At 60.5% G+C, this 18,246-nt stretch carries 21 protein-coding genes; 9 read left to right on the plus strand and 12 right to left on the minus strand.

All coding sequences use genetic code 11. From position 1 onward, the window contains the following. Window positions 1-60 precede the first annotated feature (60 nt). Both HB393_RS13375 and HB393_RS13380 read right to left on the minus strand, forming a co-directional pair. Window positions 61-1,467: a serine hydrolase domain-containing protein gene (locus tag HB393_RS13375; RefSeq protein ID WP_213805663.1), complete on the minus strand. Its 1,407-nt coding sequence runs from the start codon at window positions 1,465-1,467 to the stop codon at window positions 61-63. Window positions 1,468-1,554: 87 nt separating this feature from the next. Continuing rightward, window positions 1,555-2,514 carry an oxidoreductase gene (locus HB393_RS13380; RefSeq protein ID WP_213805664.1) on the minus strand — a complete coding sequence of 320 codons (960 nt, stop codon included), beginning with the start codon at window positions 2,512-2,514 and terminating at the stop codon, window positions 1,555-1,557. Between the two features lie 194 nt (window positions 2,515-2,708). Here HB393_RS13380 and HB393_RS13385 point away from each other — a divergent pair, with 194 nt between their 5' ends. Continuing rightward, the gene (locus HB393_RS13385) at window positions 2,709-4,166 is read left to right on the plus strand and encodes a GGDEF domain-containing protein (protein WP_213805665.1); all 1,458 of its coding nucleotides are present in this window, start codon (window positions 2,709-2,711) and stop codon (window positions 4,164-4,166) included. Window positions 4,167-4,176: 10 nt separating this feature from the next. Here HB393_RS13385 and plsX read toward each other — a convergent pair whose 3' ends face one another. The 3 genes from plsX to HB393_RS13400 are packed head-to-tail and all read right to left on the minus strand — an operon-like array spanning window position 4,177 to window position 6,040. Beyond that, window positions 4,177-5,187 carry a phosphate acyltransferase PlsX gene (gene plsX, locus HB393_RS13390; protein WP_213805666.1) on the minus strand — a complete coding sequence of 337 codons (1,011 nt, stop codon included), beginning with the start codon at window positions 5,185-5,187 and terminating at the stop codon, window positions 4,177-4,179. Window positions 5,188-5,224: 37 nt separating this feature from the next. Beyond that, window positions 5,225-5,410 (minus strand): 50S ribosomal protein L32, encoded by a 186-nt coding sequence (gene rpmF, locus HB393_RS13395; RefSeq protein ID WP_123489604.1) that lies wholly within the window; start codon window positions 5,408-5,410, stop codon window positions 5,225-5,227. Between the two features lie 51 nt (window positions 5,411-5,461). Beyond that, window positions 5,462-6,040, minus strand: coding sequence for a DUF177 domain-containing protein (locus HB393_RS13400; protein WP_213805667.1), 579 nt, complete (start codon window positions 6,038-6,040; stop codon window positions 5,462-5,464). A gap of 337 nt (window positions 6,041-6,377) precedes the next feature. On the opposite strand from HB393_RS13400, the gene HB393_RS13405 reads away from it, so the two are divergent. After that, complete coding sequence (locus HB393_RS13405; RefSeq protein ID WP_255551073.1) at window positions 6,378-7,193, plus strand: glycosyl hydrolase; 816 nt, start codon at window positions 6,378-6,380, stop codon at window positions 7,191-7,193. Between the two features lie 60 nt (window positions 7,194-7,253). On the opposite strand, the gene HB393_RS13410 is transcribed toward HB393_RS13405, so the two are convergent. After that, complete coding sequence (locus HB393_RS13410) at window positions 7,254-7,793, minus strand: TetR/AcrR family transcriptional regulator (protein ID WP_213805668.1); 540 nt, start codon at window positions 7,791-7,793, stop codon at window positions 7,254-7,256. Between the two features lie 110 nt (window positions 7,794-7,903). On the opposite strand from HB393_RS13410, the gene HB393_RS13415 reads away from it, so the two are divergent. The 4 genes from HB393_RS13415 to HB393_RS13430 all read left to right on the plus strand — a co-directional run bounded on the left by HB393_RS13415 (window position 7,904) and on the right by HB393_RS13430 (window position 10,528). Beyond that, window positions 7,904-8,293 (plus strand): DUF5367 family protein, encoded by a 390-nt coding sequence (locus HB393_RS13415; protein WP_213805669.1) that lies wholly within the window; start codon window positions 7,904-7,906, stop codon window positions 8,291-8,293. A gap of 62 nt (window positions 8,294-8,355) precedes the next feature. Next, window positions 8,356-9,147 (plus strand): HipA family kinase, encoded by a 792-nt coding sequence (locus tag HB393_RS25225; protein WP_213805670.1) that lies wholly within the window; start codon window positions 8,356-8,358, stop codon window positions 9,145-9,147. Then, entirely contained in the window at window positions 9,131-9,511 is a 381-nt protein-coding gene (locus tag HB393_RS25230) for a DUF3037 domain-containing protein (protein ID WP_345945188.1), read from the plus strand. Before HB393_RS25225 ends, HB393_RS25230 begins: the two co-directional genes overlap by 17 nt. A gap of 210 nt (window positions 9,512-9,721) precedes the next feature. Then, window positions 9,722-10,528, plus strand: coding sequence for an SDR family oxidoreductase (locus HB393_RS13430; RefSeq protein ID WP_213805672.1), 807 nt, complete (start codon window positions 9,722-9,724; stop codon window positions 10,526-10,528). A gap of 24 nt (window positions 10,529-10,552) precedes the next feature. Here HB393_RS13430 and HB393_RS13435 read toward each other — a convergent pair whose 3' ends face one another. After that, entirely contained in the window at window positions 10,553-11,209 is a 657-nt protein-coding gene (locus HB393_RS13435; RefSeq protein WP_213805673.1) for a thiamine phosphate synthase, read from the minus strand. A gap of 111 nt (window positions 11,210-11,320) precedes the next feature. Here HB393_RS13435 and sthA point away from each other — a divergent pair, with 111 nt between their 5' ends. After that, a complete protein-coding gene (gene sthA / locus HB393_RS13440) occupies window positions 11,321-12,718 on the plus strand; it encodes a Si-specific NAD(P)(+) transhydrogenase (RefSeq protein ID WP_213805674.1) in 1,398 nt (465 codons plus the stop codon). Between the two features lie 65 nt (window positions 12,719-12,783). Beyond that, window positions 12,784-13,716, plus strand: a complete 933-nt coding sequence (locus HB393_RS13445; protein WP_213805675.1) for an ROK family protein — start codon at window positions 12,784-12,786, stop codon at window positions 13,714-13,716. Between the two features lie 219 nt (window positions 13,717-13,935). On the opposite strand, the gene HB393_RS13450 is transcribed toward HB393_RS13445, so the two are convergent. The 4 genes from HB393_RS13450 to HB393_RS13465 form a co-directional block, all read right to left on the minus strand. Continuing rightward, complete coding sequence (locus HB393_RS13450; RefSeq protein WP_213805676.1) at window positions 13,936-14,685, minus strand: CDP-diacylglycerol diphosphatase; 750 nt, start codon at window positions 14,683-14,685, stop codon at window positions 13,936-13,938. A gap of 196 nt (window positions 14,686-14,881) precedes the next feature. Next, complete coding sequence (gene mutM / locus HB393_RS13455) at window positions 14,882-15,706, minus strand: bifunctional DNA-formamidopyrimidine glycosylase/DNA-(apurinic or apyrimidinic site) lyase (RefSeq protein WP_213805677.1); 825 nt, start codon at window positions 15,704-15,706, stop codon at window positions 14,882-14,884. A gap of 9 nt (window positions 15,707-15,715) precedes the next feature. Further along, window positions 15,716-16,174 carry an RES family NAD+ phosphorylase gene (locus HB393_RS13460; RefSeq protein WP_213805678.1) on the minus strand — a complete coding sequence of 153 codons (459 nt, stop codon included), beginning with the start codon at window positions 16,172-16,174 and terminating at the stop codon, window positions 15,716-15,718. Window positions 16,175-16,457: 283 nt separating this feature from the next. Then, window positions 16,458-16,838, minus strand: coding sequence for a DUF4267 domain-containing protein (locus HB393_RS13465; protein ID WP_213805679.1), 381 nt, complete (start codon window positions 16,836-16,838; stop codon window positions 16,458-16,460). 107 nt (window positions 16,839-16,945) lie between these two features. Between HB393_RS13465 and HB393_RS13470 the strand changes: the two genes are divergently transcribed. Then, complete coding sequence (locus tag HB393_RS13470) at window positions 16,946-17,536, plus strand: TetR/AcrR family transcriptional regulator (protein WP_213805680.1); 591 nt, start codon at window positions 16,946-16,948, stop codon at window positions 17,534-17,536. A 184-nt stretch (window positions 17,537-17,720) separates the two neighbouring features. On the opposite strand, the gene HB393_RS13475 is transcribed toward HB393_RS13470, so the two are convergent. Then, window positions 17,721-18,128, minus strand: coding sequence for a GNAT family N-acetyltransferase (locus HB393_RS13475; protein ID WP_213805681.1), 408 nt, complete (start codon window positions 18,126-18,128; stop codon window positions 17,721-17,723). Window positions 18,129-18,246: the final 118 nt, after the last annotated feature.

Below are 18,246 nucleotides of genomic sequence, written 5' to 3' on the forward strand. Positions count from 1 at the left end.
CGCTCAACCAGCGCGGCCTTCTTATTTGGTGCATAGCCAAGAGACCTTTAAGCAACGCAACTAACTCTTACCTTCCACAAGAAACTGCTCCAGCTTCCCGTCCGAAGTCGTATAAGTGGTCACAGTCACAGCCGTCCCTCCGCTAAACCCCACCACAAAGCTCCGAAACGTCATTCCACCCCGTAAACTCTCTCCACCCTCCGTCACAGTCTTTACCTCACCCAACGGCGCAAGACTGCTTTGGAAGTCCCCAATCGTCTCCTGCGTGAAGTAGAAGTTGCAATCCGCCGTAAACAGGCCGCGATCGATCTTCCCCTGCTGCAATCCCGTCAGCACAGCCTTCACCTGAGCCTCTGCCTCCGCGTGATCTCCGCTGGCCGCAACCGGAAGCACCAGAGCCGCAATAGCGCGCTGAATCTGCCCCGCCGTGGAACTAGCCTCCTGATTCGTCAGCACCGCCACCGCAACCTTATCGTCCGGATAGACCGCATTCGCCGCCACGAAACCGCCCACCTCTCCCGTATGCGACACCACGCGCCGGCCATTCCTCACTCCCACCGAAACGCCCATCCCATAGCTCGTGCCCGTTCCATCCTTCAGCTTCATCTCCTGCTCGAACGCCGCATATGAGGCTGGCGTCAGCAGCGTCTGATCCATCACGCTAATATCCCAGCGAAGCAGCGTCTCCACCGGCATCGACAGCGCTCCATCCGCGAAGTACCACCCGGGAGCCTCTAGCTTAGTAGGTCGCAGAGGCCCCAAAGCATTCCGCATATAGCCCGAAGGCTCCATGCGCCTCCGGTCCGTATCGAGATTCAGCACCTCCTTCAAGCCAAGCGGCTTTAGCACCCGCGTCTCCAGAAACCGCCAGAAGGGCATCCCACTCGCCTTCTCCACGATCAGTCCCGCCAGCTCGAAGTTGGTATTGCTGTACTGCCACTTCGTCCCCGGATCGAAGTCGAGCGGCTTGCCTGCCCACGTATGCACCAGCTCCAGCGGCTTGATCGCCTTGGTCCAGGCCGGAATCGTATAGTCCTGCGGAGCGTAGTCCTCGTACCCGCTGGTGTGCGTCAGCAAATTCCGTACCGTCACCTCGTTCGCCCGGGTCAGCTCCGGAAACCACTTGCTCACCGGATCGTCCAGCGTCAGCTTGCCGTCTTCAGCCAACAACAACACACACGCCGCCGTGAACTGCTTCGAGATCGATCCGACGGCATAGTGCATCTCCGGCTTGGCCATCAGCTCAGGCGAAAGACGCGCCCGGCCAAACGCCTCCGTATACACCACCCTTCCACCTTGCACGATCCCCACCGACGCGCTCGGCACTCCGGTCTTCTCCATCACCTGCTTCACCGCTGCGTCGACCTTGCCTCGCATCTCGGGAGAGAGCGCCTGCTGCCCCAGCAACTCACTTACAGAAACTCCCAAGAGCAACACAAAGCCCAGAACGAAACCACGACCAACCATGAAAGCTCCTTTAAATCTCAATGGAAGAAGTCTATCGTATCGATCCAAGTTGGATGTCATCATAAAAGCAATGAAATGGGTTACAAATTACCCATGCAGAAACCGAACTCCGGTCAGATCCTCGCACGCTCCCCACAGCCGCGCTGCCGCCGCCCGGTCCAGCGCCTGCGGAGCGACCTTCCCCTCTCCCACATCGCCTCCGCGCATCTCCCGGAAGCCCTGCGGTCCGTAGTAGCCTCCGCCCTTCGCCTCCGGAGCCGTCGCCGCAAACAGCGTCGGCAGCGCCCCCTCCGCATCGGAGTTCAAGAACGCCCCGATCGTCCACGCGAGAGTCCGTTCCGCCACGCCGGCCATCCCCTTGCCCGAACCTATCTTGTACATTCCCGTCTCCGCCGTCCCCGGATGCGCCGCGACACTCGCCACCTTGGAAGACTCCGCCTTCAATCGCCGCTCTAACTCGAAGCTGAACATCAGATTCCCCAGCTTCGATCGCTGGTACACCACCTGGGGATGGTAGCGCTGCGTCGAGTGCAGGTCATCGAAGTCGATCTGTCCTCGCCTGTGACCGCTCGAACTCACCGTCACCACCCGCGTCCTTCCGTCCTCTCCGGCGTTCTGTGCTGTTGCCCGCTCCAACGCCGGCAGCAGCAGTCCCGTCAACGCGAAGTGCCCCAAAACATTGGTGCCGAACTGCATCTCGAACCCGTCCTTTGTCTCCTGCCGTTTGGAAAGCCGCACCCCGGCATTATTAATCAACAGATCCAAAGGAAGCCCCCGATCCACCTCCCGCGCCGCAACCTCCCGGACCGAGGCCAGCGAAGCCAGATCGAGCAGCACCAGCTCCAGCCTTCCACCCGGAGCCTCGGCCAGAATCCGTGAAATCGCGGCCTTTCCCCGCCCTTCGTCCCGGCAAGCCATCACAATCGTCGCGCCCTTCCGTGCCAGCTTCAGCGCCGTGATATACCCAATCCCACTGTTGGCTCCGGTGATCAGAACTCGCCTGCCGGTCTGATCGGGAATCTCTGCTGCTGTCCAATCCGTATACATAGCAGCATTGGATGCTCTACCATACTGAGGGACCCATTCTTATCGAGCTCGGATCTCGTTCCTTTTTCCCGCATCTCCCAGAACGGTCTTTGAAGAATTTCCACTACTTCGTTGTTGAAGCGCTTTTCTGCTGCTAGATGGTAGATTTGCATCAACCTTCTTGGGCCGATGCACCACGAGGTGATGAAGTATCCATGCAACCCCTTGTTCCACTGCTGTTCTTTGTCGCATCTTCTGCCGCCTCTCCCTCCGCCCTTCTCTCGCAGGTGGCGCTGCATCTGTATGCTGTGCCAGCCTCTTCACCTCTTCTTCTACTCACGGCCTTCAGCATCGTCACGGTGCATCACATCGAAGACGCATTCATCGGATTAAGTTGTCTCGCCATCGCGGCCACCCTGGGCTCCTTCCTGGCCACTGCAGGGCGAAATATACCCTTCCGCTGGCCCTTGATCGCTCTCACCTCCTGCACCTCGCTCGCCGGCTTGTGCTGCCTGCTATCCGCCGCCCTTGCCACGGATAAGTACCCGGTCCTCTCGAACCTCGCTCCCCTCTGCGGAGTGGTCCTTACGGTCTTTACCGCCTGCCTGCTGCCCTTTGTGCTGCCCCGCCTTGTATCCCAGGCCCGCGAGCTGGAGTCCGCATCCCTCACCGCCGGCCGCAACGAGACCCGCTTCCTCGCCGCCACACAGAGCACCAGCGACGCGTTCTTCCTGATGGAATCCGTCCGCTCCCCCCAGGGCCACATCCAGGACTTCGTCTTCACCTACCTCAACCCCAACGCCGAAAAGATCCTCGAAAAACCCGGCAGAGAGGTCATCGGCGCGCGCCTCACCCAGATCCTTCCCATGGATCCCCAGGGCCGCCTCTTCGAGCAATACCGCCAGGTCGTCCGCACCGGCAAGCCACTCATTCACGAGTTCCCCCTCATCCAGGCCAATCCTGATGGCGCCTGGATGCGCCATCACGTCGCGAAACTCGACGACGGCCTCGCCGTCACCGCCAGCGACATCACCGAGCGCAAGCGTGCCGAACGGAACGTGCTCCAGTCCTCCCACCACGACCTTCTCACCGGGCTGCCCAACCGCCCCCTCCTGGAGGACCGTCTCCAGCAGGCCATCATCCGCGCCGACCGCTACAAGAACAAGGTCGCCGTCTACCTGGTCAACCTCGACTCCTTCAAGCAGATCAACGAACGCCTCGGACGCGAGCTCGGTGACCAGGTGCTCCTCGCCATCGCTACGCGCCTCCGCAACGCCGTCCGCGCCACAGACTCCGTCATCCGCCTGGGCGGAGACGAGTTCGTCGTCCTCATGCCAGATATGAAGTTGGAGATTGACGTCCGTCGCGCCGCCGCGACCCTCGTCGCCACCCTCCGCGAACCCCTTACCATCGAAGGCGAACCCGGCCGCAAGAGCGATCTCCAGACAGTCCGGCTCTCCTCAAGCCTGGGCGTCACCATCTACCCGGACAGCGGTGCCGATGGCGACGAACTGCTCAAGAACGCTGAAATCGCCATGTACCGCGCAAAATCAGGCGGCAGCAACCAATACGTCCTCTTTAGCCCGGATATAAAAATCGAAGCCGCCCTGGACCCAGCCCCAGCCCCCGACTCTGACCCTCAAACTCCCGAAACCCACCACAGCGCCGACTAGACCGCTCCCTTTAGCACCGCAGCGCAGCCTCAATCCCTGAATTCACCTCAGCCTCTGCGAACTCCGCGGCCACGCGAATCCCGTTCATCACGGCCTTCTCATTCGAAGACCCATGCCCCACGATGCACACTCCCCGCACTCCCAGTAGAGGAGCCCCACCGTACTCGGAGTAGTCCAGCCGCTTCCTGTAATCATTGAAAGCCTTGCGCGACAGCAGCGCCCCCACCTGCGACGTCACCGTAGACTTCAGCGACTCCCGCAGCAGCACGCTGACCAGCTTACCGATGCCCTCCATCGACTTCAGCGCCACGTTCCCCACAAACCCGTCGCACACCACTACATCCGCGTTTCCATTGGTCATGTCGCGCCCTTCGACATTCCCGACGAAGTTGATGATGCCCTTCGAGCCCAACTCCCGCAGCAGCGGCAGCGTATCCCGCGTCAGCGAGTTGCCCTTAGAGTCCTCTTCGCCAATCGAAAGCAGTCCCACCCGGGGCTTCACCACCTTCAGCACATTCTGCGCATACATGTGCCCCATCACCGCAAACTGCACCAGATTGTCCGGGTCGCTGTCCACGTTGGCGCCCACATCCAGCAGCAGGGAAGGGGACCTGTGCACTGTAGGCAGAATCGTCGCCAGGGCCGGTCTCTCCACCCCCGAGAGCATCCCCAGCACCATCTTCGCCGTGGCCATCGCCGCGCCCGTATTTCCGGCCGTAAAAAAGCCCGACGCCCGTCCCTCGCGGACCATCTTCAGCCCCACCCGCATCGACGAGTCGCGCTTGCTGCGCACCGCATGCGCGGCCTTGTCGTCCATGCTGATCCATTCGCTCGCGGGCACCACAAACACGGGCAGGTGCTGCCCACGCAACGCCTGCCGCAGCGCCGGACGAATAATCTCCTCCGGCCCTACCAGGTGAACCCGCACGTCCAGTTGTCGGCACGCAAGTACGGCCCCGCGAACCTCAGGTTCGGGGGCCTTGTCGGAACCCATTGCATCGACCACGATGTCTATTGGCATCAGTCTTCGGGCTCGTTCGTTTCAGTCCGTTGTAAAACTAGCTTGCTTCCTTCACCGCAAGCACGTCGCGGCCCTTGTACGTCCCACACTTGCGGCATGCACGGTGAGGCAGCTTGCGCTCATGGCAGTTCGGGCACTCAGAGAGGCCGGTAGGAGTCAGGAAGTCGTGGCTGCGGCGCTTGGCAGTCCGTTGTTTGGAGTGGCGCCGTTTTGGATTAGGCATTGCAGTGTCCCTTTCAAATCTTCAAAAATCAATCTCGACCAGCTCGGCTCGCTACTGGACCAGCTTATCGGCCAGTCCCGCGAGCGCATTCCATCGCGGATCGGCCGCAGCCTCATCGCAACTGCACTTTGCCACATTCAGATTCTGTCCGCAGCGCGGGCACAGCCCTTTGCAGTCCGGCTTACAGAGAGTACGACTGGGCAGGGAAAGCAACACCTGCTCGCGCACCACATCCTCAAGCAAAAGCCCGCTCTCTCCATAATACCCTATTTCGGTCTCGTCCTCGGTAATCGATCGCTCCCCCGACTCCGCATCCGCGCTCTCCGGACGAAAGATCAGGTCGAACGACCCCGCCAGCGGCAACTCCACCGGATCCACGCACCGCGCACACAGCACCTCGAACTCCCCGTGATACTCCGCACGCACCCGAATATCGTCCACATGCGTGTTCGCGCTTCGGTGTTCCACAATCAGATCGGCCTGCCCCTTCACCGGCAGCGGACCCACCTGCCGAAGATCTGCGGCAAACTCAAGCGTACCCGGGGCAATCGCCTCATCGAACTGCAGCGGTTCATCAACTAGTTGGATCGGAGTAATCAGCACACCCTTTAGATTAAGAGCCGAAACCATACAGGTCAAATGCCAGCCCAATCTGGCTCGAACTCTTTGGGCTCCCAATTTGGCAAATATTCAAACATTCATGCTCTCGGAGAGCAAAGCATCCTCCGACTGTGTTATCCCCGCACACAGGAGTTTCATCTTGAAAAAAACTGCGAGAGTATCTCTGGGCAATAGTGTGGCTTCTTCCCTCGTTTGGGAAGGCTCCATGGGACCATCTTCGAACCGCGTAAAGAGAGGGGGTAGTTCCAGGACTCTTCTCTTAGCCCTAACAATGTGCCTGGGCCTCTCCGGATGTGGAAGCAAGGGGATATCTCCTCTGCCCACATCCCAGGCGCTCGACGCCGGATTGAAAAAGGCCTCGCCGCTGGTTGCTGCTAAGAGTCCCAAGCGCGGCATCGCCTACGATCTCGCGAATCCAGCCGATCTCGCCGTACTCTCTCCCGGCGTAAGCTGGTGGTACAACTGGAGTCCCACTCCCAACCCCGGAGTCCCCACGGACTACACCACGCGTTACGCCATGGACTTCTACCCCATGCTGTGGAACGGGAGTTTCAATGTGGCCAGCGTAGAAGCCTTTCTCAAGGCAAACCCCAACATCAAGTATCTGCTGGTCATGAACGAACCCAACCTGACCGACCAGGCAAATTTAACGCCCCAGGCAGCAGCGGCAATCTGGCCCCAGTACGAGGCCATAGCCGCCGAAGCGGGCGTGCAGATCGTCGGCCCGCAGATGAACTGGGGAACCATGGCAAACTACAACGACCCGGTAGTATGGCTCGACGCCTTTTATGCCGCCTATGAGGCCGCAAATGGCGGTCGTCTACCCCGGATCGACGCCCTCGGCTTCCATTGGTACGACTACGGCCTGGACGGCCAGTTGGATCGCCTCACCAAGTACCAGAAACCATTCTGGGTAACCGAGTTTGCAAACTGGCACAGCCAGAACGACGGCGCACAAATCACGACCCTGGCCGCACAAGAGAAACAGATGACGGAGATGGTCGCGACCTGCGAGTCGCGAAGCGACGTAATCCGCTACGCCTGGTTCACAGGACGTATCAGTCCAGACCCGCACTTCACCAGCCTCTTGGGCGCTCCGGGGCAACTCACACCCCTCGGCACGCTCTACCTCTCCTTACCCTTTTCAACCCCAGCCCAGTAATCCCACCATTCCAACAAGGGCCTCTACCGGTTAGAGGCCCTTGTTCCTCACGGGCGACTTCTACCATGAAACCGCCGAATCCCTGCCAAATCCAGGAGCCGCGTCTCTCGCAATCATCCTCGCCAACGCTCGACGCCCTTGCTCACGATCCCCCGTCACCAAATACGCCAGCACTGCCCCCTGCAACAATTGCAACAACTCCTCCACCGCCGCCCGATCGGGCAGAAAGCTCACCAGCAGCTCAACCCACAGACGCTGTTGCTCCGCGTAGAAAGCCTTTGCCCGCGCCGATCCGCTCCATCCGCGTCGCGACACATCCATCACCAGCAACAGCACCGCGCGAGAAGCCTCCGCCGTCGTCTGATCCCACAAAGCCATCACGACGGAGTGGAACGAAATCCCCGCCGGAAAGAGATCCGCCCGAAACCTCCCCCGCAGCCTCTCCTCCAGCAGTGCCATCGCCCTCTCTTCCAGGCTCTCGCGGTTCCCGAAGTAGTGAATCAGCATCCGTTTGCTGATCCCTACCCTCTTCGCAATCTGGTCCAAACTCACGTCGAAGGTACCGGATTCGACGAACGCAGCAAGGCAACGTTCAGTCAAACCAAGCAAATCGCCTTTTCCCATTTCTTTCATCTTGCCTCTGGATGTACCAGATGGTACAAAGTCTATGTACCACTTGGTACGTCATCCCAACGATAGCAGGAGAGCCCATGAAAGTGCACGAAAAAGCCCTGTTTCTAGCCTTCGGTTTGGCCTTTTGGACTCTCGGAACCCTATGGTTCGAATATCGCGGCCAAATCATCCTCGAGACCACAAAACTCCGCTACTGGCTCAGCTTCTTTCTTACTCCGGTCGTCACCGCCGTCTTCTGCATCCTGATCTTCCGCTGGCGCCATATCCCGACCTCGCAGTGGAGCTCAGCAGCCCTCATGCTCGCCATCCCCGGCATGTTCGGAGAAGCGATCCTGCTCTCACACCTCTCCACCTTCATGCCAGCTCTCCAGCCATCCTCAGGAGGCAAATACGGAGCGATGCTCTTCGCAACCTACGCCATCGTTCTTAGCGCCGCCGAACTGGTCGCCTCCGCCACAAGACCGTAAGCGTTCAACCCCGATGAACCTGCCGCTACACTAAAACCAGATTGCCTAAGGGAGACAGACCTGTGCGCACCGTCCGCGCCACCCAATACATCACAGCCCTGCGCGAGGGCGGCTCCCTCCCCGCGATCGTCGCGGCAGAGGACTCAGGCATGTACGTCCTCAAGTTCCGCGGAGCAGGGCAAGGCCCCCTCGCCCTCGTAGCCGAGCTAGTCGCCGGAGAGATCGGCCGCCGCCTCGGCCTCAGCGTCCCAGAGCTCGTCTTCGTCGAGATCGACGCCGCCTTCGGCCGCAACGAGCCCGACCAGGAGATCCGCGACCTCATCCGCCGCAGCGTCGGCCTCAACCTCGCGCTCGACTACCTCCCCGGCTCGACCATGTTCGACCCCGCCGCCGGCGATCAAGCAGATCCCGCCACCGCCTCGCTGGCCGTCTGGTTCGACGCCTTTGTCAGCAACGTCGACCGCACCCCCCGCAACGCCAACCTCCTCTCCTGGCACCGCCAGCTCTACTTCATCGACCACGGCGCCGCCCTCTACTGGCACCACGACTGGCCCAACGCCCCGCGCAAGATCGAGTCGCCCTTCCCCGAGGTCAACCACCACATCCTGCTCCCCTGGGCCTTGGACCTCGAAGCCGCCGACAAGACTGCCCACCAGCGCCTCAATGCGAACGTCCTTACCGAAGTCCTCGCCCTCGTCCCCGACGCCTGGCTCCTCCGCGAATCCGAAGCCGAAGCCGACTCCGAAACCCCCGCCGCCCGACGCGAAGCCTACGTCCAGCTCCTCACCCGCCGTCTCAACGCGTCATCCAGCTTCGTCCAGGAGGCCCTCCGTGCCCGTGCCGAACTCGTTTGATTACGCGGTCGTCCGCGTGGTGCCCCGCGTCGAGCGCGCGGAGTTCATCAACGCCGGCATCATCGTCTTCTGCCTCCAGCAGCGCTTCCTCGAAGCCCGCGTTCAGGTAGAGGAGTCGCGCCTCCAGGCGCTCTGGCCCGGCATCGACATCGAGCTCGTCCGCCAGCACCTCGAAGCCATCCCCCGCATCGCCGCCGGGGACCCCACCGCCGGCCCCATCGCCCGCCTCAGCCAGCGTGAGCGCTTCCACTGGCTCGTCTCCCCCCGCAGCACCATCATCCAGGTCTCACCCGTCCACAGCGGCCTCTGCGACCACCCGGACCAACTCATGGATCAACTAGCAGCTCGCCTCCTGCACCCATAGACATTCGCTAAACCCATAGACATTCGATGGAATAAAAACCCATCCGACGTGTCTCAGCAATACCTTCCGCTAAAGCCCATCGGAACAGACCGCCTCAAGCGAGCGCTTCGACACGGAACTGCGCCATAAGCTCTGCGAGTCTCCAACAGCCTGTGACGCAGGCATACGAGCGTCAGGCCAATCCGGAAGGAAGAAGAGGGAACAGGATCGATGCGTAACTTGAGCGGCGCCGTCGCGGTCATCACTGGGGCGGCATCAGGAATTGGCCGTGCCCTGGCCGTGGAGTTATCTGCAGCGGGCGCTCAACTAGCACTGGCGGACGTCGACGCCATCGGACTCGAAGAGACCAGCCACCTCTGCGACACCGCAGGCAAGACCTACGCAGTCGACGTCTCCGACGCAACCGCCATGGAGCACTTCGCCAACCAGGTCGAGAAGGACTTCGGCAAGGTCAGCCTCCTCGTCAATAACGCCGGAGTAGCCTTACGCGGCACCTTCGCCCAGACCTCCCTCGAAGACATGGACTGGCTCATGAACATTAATTTCTGGGGAAATGTTTTCGGGTGCCGGTTCTTTCTTCCCGCCCTGCTTCGCCAGCCCGAAGCGCACATCGTCAACATGTCCAGCGTCTTCGGCTTGGTAGGACTACCCGGACAAGCAGCCTACGCCGCCAGCAAGTTTGCGGTTCGTGGATTCACCGAGGTGCTCCGCCACGAACTGAGGTCGACCAAGGTAAACGTGACCAGCATTCATCCCGGCGGAGTCCGCACCTCGATCGCTGCGAACGCCCGGCCTGGACTTACAGTTAAGTCCTCCGCCGAGGAGGCCGACGTAAGCTTCAGAAAGTTTGCAAAAACCACACCCGAAGTAGCCGCCCGAGCCATCCTCCGTGGCATCTTGAAAAACAAACCAAGAGTCGTCATCGGATCTGACGCATTCGCCTTCGACGCTCTGCAGCGCCTCATGCCAGCGGCAGCCAGCAAAATCATCGTCTCGATCTGGGACAGAATGTCCTAGCCCTTCAGCAGGTTGCAAACTGCCTCACCCCTGGCTCGCCCTCACCTGGAACAACCGAATCCCCGCCACCCCTGCAGCCCCCACCGCCACGCACTCCGGAGCCCGCTCCAGACTCACCCCTCCCAAGGCCAGCACCGGACCCCCGCCAGCCGCCTCACAGGCCTCCCGCAGCCCCGCCAGCCCCACCCCAGGCACGACCTCCACCCCATCCACCACCTTGCCGAACACCGGCCCAAACAGAATCGCCTCCACCCCCCACCCCGAAGCCTGAGCCACCTCCGCAACGCTATGGCACGAGACGCTCACCATCGTTCCCGAATACACCCGCCGCACCTGCTCCGGCCTCAACTCCCCCGCCGCTCCCGTCAGGTGCACGCCATCCGCTCCCGCCGCCGCCGCCACATCAAGCCGCGAGTTCACCAGCACCCGGGTTCGTCCCTCAGCCTCTCGCACCGCCTCTAACATCCGTCGTACCAACGCCGTCAGCTCCCCAGCCTCCAGATCCTTCTCCCGCACCTGGATAAAATCCACTCCCTCAGCCGCCCGTCGGCGCGCCTCATCTACCAGAGAATCCAGCCGATAAGTGGAACTACCACCGTACAGAGAGCGATCCGTGATGGCATAGCGCAGCATGCTCTCAGTGTAGGGCTGACCCCCCTGTCTGTGGTACTTTCTAGGCATAGGCAGCATGTCCAACCCGTTCCGCATTGGCCCCGCCGCAGACGTGCTCCCGGGCCCACCAACCGCCCCAAAACCCACCGCCAGCACGTCACGGCGTATGAGCTTGTCTCTATGAGTAGTGTGTACGATCTGATCGTCATCGGCTCCGGCCCCGCCGGACAGCGCGCCGCAATCTACGGCGCAAAGCTCGGTAAAAAAGTAGCTCTCGTCGAGATGCGCGAAGTGGTCGGAGGAGCCTGCATCAACACCGGCACCATCCCCTCCAAGACCATGCGCGAGGCCGTCCTCCATCTCTCCGGCTACAACTACAAGTCCATCTATGGCATGAACTACCGGGTCAAGGAACGCATCACCATGGCGGACCTCGCCTTCCGCGTTCAGCACGTCATCAAAACAGAAATTGATGTCACCGAGGCCCAGCTCTCCCGCAACAACATCGAGATGCTCGTCGGCGTCGCCTCCTTCGAGGACGCGACCCACCTCAAGGTCACCAACTCCAAGGGTTCGACCATCTACGAGGCCAAGAGCATCCTCATCGCCACCGGCACCAAGCCCGCGGCCTCCACCAAGGTTCCCATCAACGGTCGCAGCATCATCAACTCCGACCTCGTCCTCGATCTGCCCGCCCTCCCCAAGACCCTCATCGTCGTCGGCGGAGGCGTCATCGGCGTCGAGTACACCTGCATGTTCTCCGCGCTCGGCGTCCGCGTCACCCTCATCGAGCGCCGTCCCCGCCTCCTCGAGTTCGCGGACCAGGAGATCGTCGAGGCCCTCAGCTACCACCTACGCGACTCCCGCGTCACCATGCGCCTCAACGAAGAGGTGGAGTCCGTAGAAGAGATGCCTGACGGCACCGTCGTCGCTAACCTCGAATCCAAGAAGAAGGTCCAGGGCGACGCCCTCCTCTACGCCGTAGGCCGCCAGGGCAACGTAGACGAGCTCAACCTCGCCGCCGTCGGAGTCGAATCCGACTCACGCGGGCGCATCCCCGTCGACAAGGACTTCCGCACCAAGGTTCCCAACATCTACGCCGTCGGCGACGTCATCGGCTTCCCGTCTCTCGCCTCCGTCTCCATGGAGCAGGGCCGCATCGCCGCCGCCCGCGCCTTCGGCGACGACACCATCCTCTCCAACCCCAGCTTCTACCCCTACGGCATCTACACCATCCCCGAGATCAGCTTCATCGGCAAGACCGAGGAGCAGCTCACCGAGGAAGACGTCCCCTACGAGGTCGGCGTCGCCTACTACCGCGAGATCGCCCGCGGCCAGATCCGTGGCGACACCACCGGACGCCTCAAGATCATCTTCCACCGCATGACCCACGCCATCCTCGGAGTTCACATCATCGGCGAGGGCGCCAGCGAACTTCTCCACATCGGACAGGCCGTCATGGCACTGGGCGGAAAGCTTGATTATTTCGTCGATACCGTCTTCAACTACCCAACTCTCGCTGAATGTTATAAAGTGGCGGCTTTCAACGGGTTGAATCGTCTAAGTAAGTTCGAATAAGATTCGCCTCTGCGGATAGCGTTCGAAGGACACCCGAAACAAGCAGAGTCAAGGCGGATAGCAACATGGCAAAGACCATAGGCGTAACAGTCTCGGAGCGTATTCAAGCGGGCCTCGTCGTAGATCACAGGATCGTGGGCCCCCTGCACATCTTTCCTGCAAACTACGATCCCGACTCTGAGGACGAGCAGGACGCCCTCGTAGAACTCCCCACCGAAGGCCTCGTCCGCACCATCTGCGATCAGATCGTCGGAGCAGCCCAAGGAGCCACCGACATCCAGGCCATCGGAGTCGCCCTCCCCGGCCTCGTCCGCAACGGCGTCGTCGAAGAGGCTCCCAACCTTCCCCAGCTCAAAGGCTCCCGCATCTTCGAGCTCCTCCGCAACGAGCTCGCCACCCGCGACATCCAGGCCCCCGTCACCGTCCTCAACGATGCCGACGGCTGTGCCGCCGGCCTCGCCTCCCTCCACGGCAGGCTCGACAGCGTCGTCCGCGTCTGGACCCTAGGCATCGGCATTGGCTACGGTCGATATCCCTTCGCCGAAGGCGTCTGGGAGGGCGGCCACACCGTCGTCTCCCTCGACGACAAGGAGCGCTACTGCGGCTGCGGAGGCCGAGGCCACATGGAAGGCATCATGGGCCACCGCGCCATGCGCCTCCGCTTCCTCGACATGGAGCCCGAAGAGGTCTTCGAAGCCGCCAAACTCGATCCCTCCACCGGCCACTGCGCCGACCACCGCTGCCTCGAGTTCAAGCGCCTCTGGCACAAAGCCCTGGCCGCCGGAACCGCCAGCGCCATCCACATCGGCGGCGCCGGAAAATTCTTCCTCACCGGCTTCAACGTCCGCTTCGTCGACCTCCCCATGCTCAAGGACTACCTCCAGCAAATGGTCAAGATGAGCCCCCTCCAGAGCTACTCCATGGAGATCGTCAACGACGACGCCCAAACCCGAGTCATAGGAGCCGCCGTCACCGCCGAACAAGCCGCCGGCCTCTAACCCAGCCTCAACACCTCATGGTGCTGTTGTCGTTGCTCTTGCCGTTGCTGTTGTTGTTCGCCGTTGCTGTTGTTGTTGCCGTTGCTTGTTCTTTCTAGCCCCATAAACAAAATTGTCATCCTGAGCGAAGGTACTCACAGCCTCACCGTGAGTACCGCAGTCGAAGGACCCGCGGTTGCACTTGCCGTTGTTGTTGCACTTGCCGTTGCTCGCCCTTACTCACTCCCTGGCAATCTCACAAGCATGATCCTGCAAACTCTCCCCACCCCCACTATTTCCTCCCACTCCCCCCCGCCCCACCAACACATCGAAACCCTCCTTACCCAAAGGCAAATTAGCGCCCGTAATCACCACCGTCTCCTGGTCCATCCCCTCCCCCGGAGGCAGTTGCTTCTCCACCAGCTCAAAGACGTTATCGTCATGAAGCTCGTCTCGACTCAAAGTCCTCGCCCGATAAGCAGCGCCATTGACCGTCAGATCCGACCATGCCTCGCTCAGATGCACCTGCTCCGCATGAAGCTGATTGTGCACATCGACGCGAACGCAATCCACATGGATATGAAGCTGGTCCTGGCTCCGCGCATCCTTCGAGTTGATCGCCAGGGCAAGCTCATCCCGCCGCAACATCCGTGGAGCCCGTTGCTGCACATAGAGGTTGGCATCCCAGGCTGCCTGCCAATAGTTCGGAGCATTGGGTCGCAGAATCTGCGGGTCCTCTATCCCAGTCACACGCGTCGTAGGAATCAGCAGAACCTGCGTCTTCCCCCTCTTGTCCTTGAACACCGCCCACCCATCCTTCAGATCCACCGCCGAACAAGGCGTGGGCTTGCCATGCGCCTGTTCCTCCTTCACACAACCATCATGGACAATGGCCCAAAGAGCATTAGGGTCAGTCTTCAAAGCTTGATATAACCCAAACCCACCCGCAGCAACCGCGATTACAACAAGAACTACAATCCACTTCTTCATCTCTGCATGGCCCCGTATAAGTGAATAGAGCTGGCAAATGAAAGAACACCTCTAGCCTTTGCAAAGACCCACCAAACGGCTCGCAAAACGATGCCCACTTATTTGTCTAGCTTCACAAGCACAAAACACACGGTCCTACCCTTTATTCCGATTCGCATCCTGCACCTGTTCCTCGGCAGAGAGGGTTTATCCAAACTCATCGCTGGCAAACCGGACAATAGTGCGTCCCCCGCCCACCCACCACAATCTTCTTGATCGGCCCCCCACAAACCTTGCAAGCCTCCCCACCCCGCCCATATACCTGATGCTCAATCTGGAAGTACCCACTCATCCCCTCCGCATCCACATAGTCCGAGACAGAAGACCCACCCAGCTTGATCGCCCGCGCCAACACCTTCTGCAGCGCCACGCGCAGCCTCGCCAACTCCGCCTTGGTCAGCTTTCCCGCCTGCCGCGTCGGTCGAATCCCCGCCCGAAACAGACTCTCATCCGCATAGATATTCCCTACCCCATGCAACAAGCTCTGGTTCAGCAACGCAGCCTTGATGGCGATCTTCCGCCCCTTGAACAGCGCAGCAAACTCCTCCACCCCAATCGTCGTAGGCTCCACCCCCGGCCCCGCATACGCCTCCTGCACCACGCTCAACCGCCCAAACCGCCGCGGGTCCACAAACCGCACCTCGCGCCCATCCTCCAACGCCAGCACCGCATGCGTATGCGCCGGCAAAGGAACATCCCCCTCCGACACCAACAGCCGCCCCGTCATCCCCAGGTGCACCAGAAACTCCGCCGGCACCGGAGCCGCGCCCCCATCCCCATCCCGCTCCAGCGTCATCACAATCGTCTTGCCCACCCGCCTCACCCCATCGATCACCGACCCCGTCAGCACCTCCTCAATCTCCGCCTCCGGACTCTTGAACGTCTGCGGCTTCCCACTCGTCCACACCGACACGATCCGATGCCCCCGCACCCGCTCGTTCACCCCATTCGCAATCGTCTCAACCTCTGGCAGCTCTGGCATCGCATCCCCTCACTCACCCAACTTGAACAGCCTCTTATCGTAGGCGATACTCCGCACCCATTCCACCTCCAGCGCAGCCGCCCCGGCATGCAGCGGATTCAGTAGATAATTCCACGACTCAGGCGAGGGAACCGAAGGCACCCGCAGCAGCGCCGACTCCCCCGACCCCAACCACCCATCCCCCAACGCCCGCGTAGCCGCCAAAGTCATGGATTGCACCTCCGCAACCCCGTCGACGCCTTTAGCCACCACGCCCTCCGGAGCCTTCACCTTCATCAACTGAAACCCCACAGGAAACAGCCTCGGATCGCCCCGCAGATTCACCAGCGTCTCCACCAGCGCCACCGCCGGATGCTCCGACAGATAAACAATCCGCCTCCCCCGCGCAGCCGTATGCCACCGCCCATCCGACCGCTCCCCACCCAACCCCGAAAGATCCCGATGATTACTAATACGCCACAAAAACATCCCACTCCCCTTCACCAGCAAACATCACCCAGCACCATGCGGGTACCCTTCCCCAGCCAGAACGGAGCAGCACCATGCGGGTGCCCCCACCCTTTTTGCAGTCTCATCGCAAATAGGGTGGGGTATCGGGCGAAAGCCCGACCGCACTCCTTCCACAACCACCACCGCCGCCAACCACAATACTCTCAAAGCCTCCACCAATCCCCAAACTCAACAGCGTAGTGACCCGCGACGGAACCATCCTCCCACCCAAAAAAATCGATCCGACCCAGAGGCATCTCCCTCAAATGGCATGGATCAACAAGAGCCCAACGACAAGCATCACCGCGCAGGTGAGGCCATGAATGGAGATCGCCTTCAACTTCGACCCGCCCGACCCCAAAACGACCGACATATCCCCAAAAGGGATGATGGCCAAGGCAAGTAGAGCGATGCCTAGCGAACGCTTGTCCACGGTCAGCATCAGGATCAGCACGGCCAATCCACATCCGACGTCCCGAACTCCCTTAAGACGGAGCCAGGCACGAGTGTCAGCATCGGGTGAAGGCAGTCTCAGACCAAAAGTTCCTACCATCCGTTGAGGAGATACAAGATACAAACAACCGATCACACTGACCGCCACAGCGATCAGAGCAGCTACGGAAAGCGAAATGACATTTTGCATAAAAGTATTTTCTCCTAGAAAATCTAGCAACGCTAGATATGACGGGGAGACATTCGGAAAAGATTCACTATTCGTCAAAAAATCTAGCAATGCTATAATTTTTAGCAATGAAAACACCGCCACCAGCGAACCGAATTGCAGAACGAAAACTGCGCGACAAACAGACCCGCCGGGCACAGATCATCACTGCCGCAAGGCAAATCGCGGAGATCGAAGGGTGGTCCAACGTAACCGTTCGGCGGCTGGCCGACGAAATCTCCTACAGCCAACCCGTCTTGTACGCCCACTTTGAAAACCGCGAAGGCATCCTTGCCGCGGTCGCGATCGAGGGCTTCCAGGAGCTGGGCCTGGCGTTGGAGAAGGCACGGAAGCGTGTGAAGCGTGGAAGCACGGTCGAATCGGTCGCGGCCGCATATCTGGAGTTCGCCGCGTCTTCCCCAGCCATGTATGAAGCGATGTTTTCGCTCACCCTGACCGTACCATTCGATAACGCTGCTACTCCCCCAGAGCTGCGATTCGCGTTCTCCCAATTCCTGGAGTTGTTTCAGGGACAGAGCTTGAAGCCAGAGGTTCTATCGGAACTGTTTTGGGCGAATCTACACGGCATCGCCGAGCTAACCAGAACCAAGCGATTTCCACCCAGCCGCCAGAAAGAGCGCGTGAGGACGCTCGTCGACCTCTTCACTCTCCCCAGATGAAACGTTACAGGCGGTGAGAACGCGATGACTTGAAACGTGCTTTGACCTGTTCTCGTAAATTGAGAGCGCTGATCAGTCAACGTAAGCCGGACTCGGTTTTATCAATCTTGCTGTGGCAAACAGGAGTAGCTCCCGAATGCATTCAGACAATCACCGCAGTCTAAGAACTGCGCGGCGTGACCCGCTATAGCCGCTTGAATTTCCGCAGCATGCCGTCCGGCTGCGGCTCGAACCCGAGAGAGTTATAGAGAGCACGTCCGTCATTCGACGCGGCCAGCGTGACCTGGTCTATCCTGGACTCCTGACACCAGCGCAGCATCTCGTTCAGAAGAGAGCGCGCCACGCCTCGTTTGCGATGCTCCGCATGGGTGTAGACGTTCGCTATATGGGCGGCTCTGCCTACCCGGAAAGCGCCAGGCAAAGGTCCAATCTCAGAGAGATGAAGGCCACCTCCGGCAACTATTTGGCCGTTCCGTTCCACCACCCAGGCCTTATATAGATCACGTTTCATAACATCTACGAACCACGGCGCAGACGCGGCGATGAGCTTTTCGGCATCGTCCCTGTCTACCAGTCCCATATCCAAGAACATTAGGCCTCGGTGCCTGGCGATCTCACCGGCATCGGCGACATCAGCCGTCCTCAGAACGTACGAACTTTCCATACCTTATTATGCGCATGAGCTATGCGGCGCCCCGAATTGTTCTTAC

Source organism: Granulicella sp. dw_53 (genome assembly GCF_018449545.1).
GTDB lineage: Bacteria > Acidobacteriota > Terriglobia > Terriglobales > Acidobacteriaceae > Edaphobacter.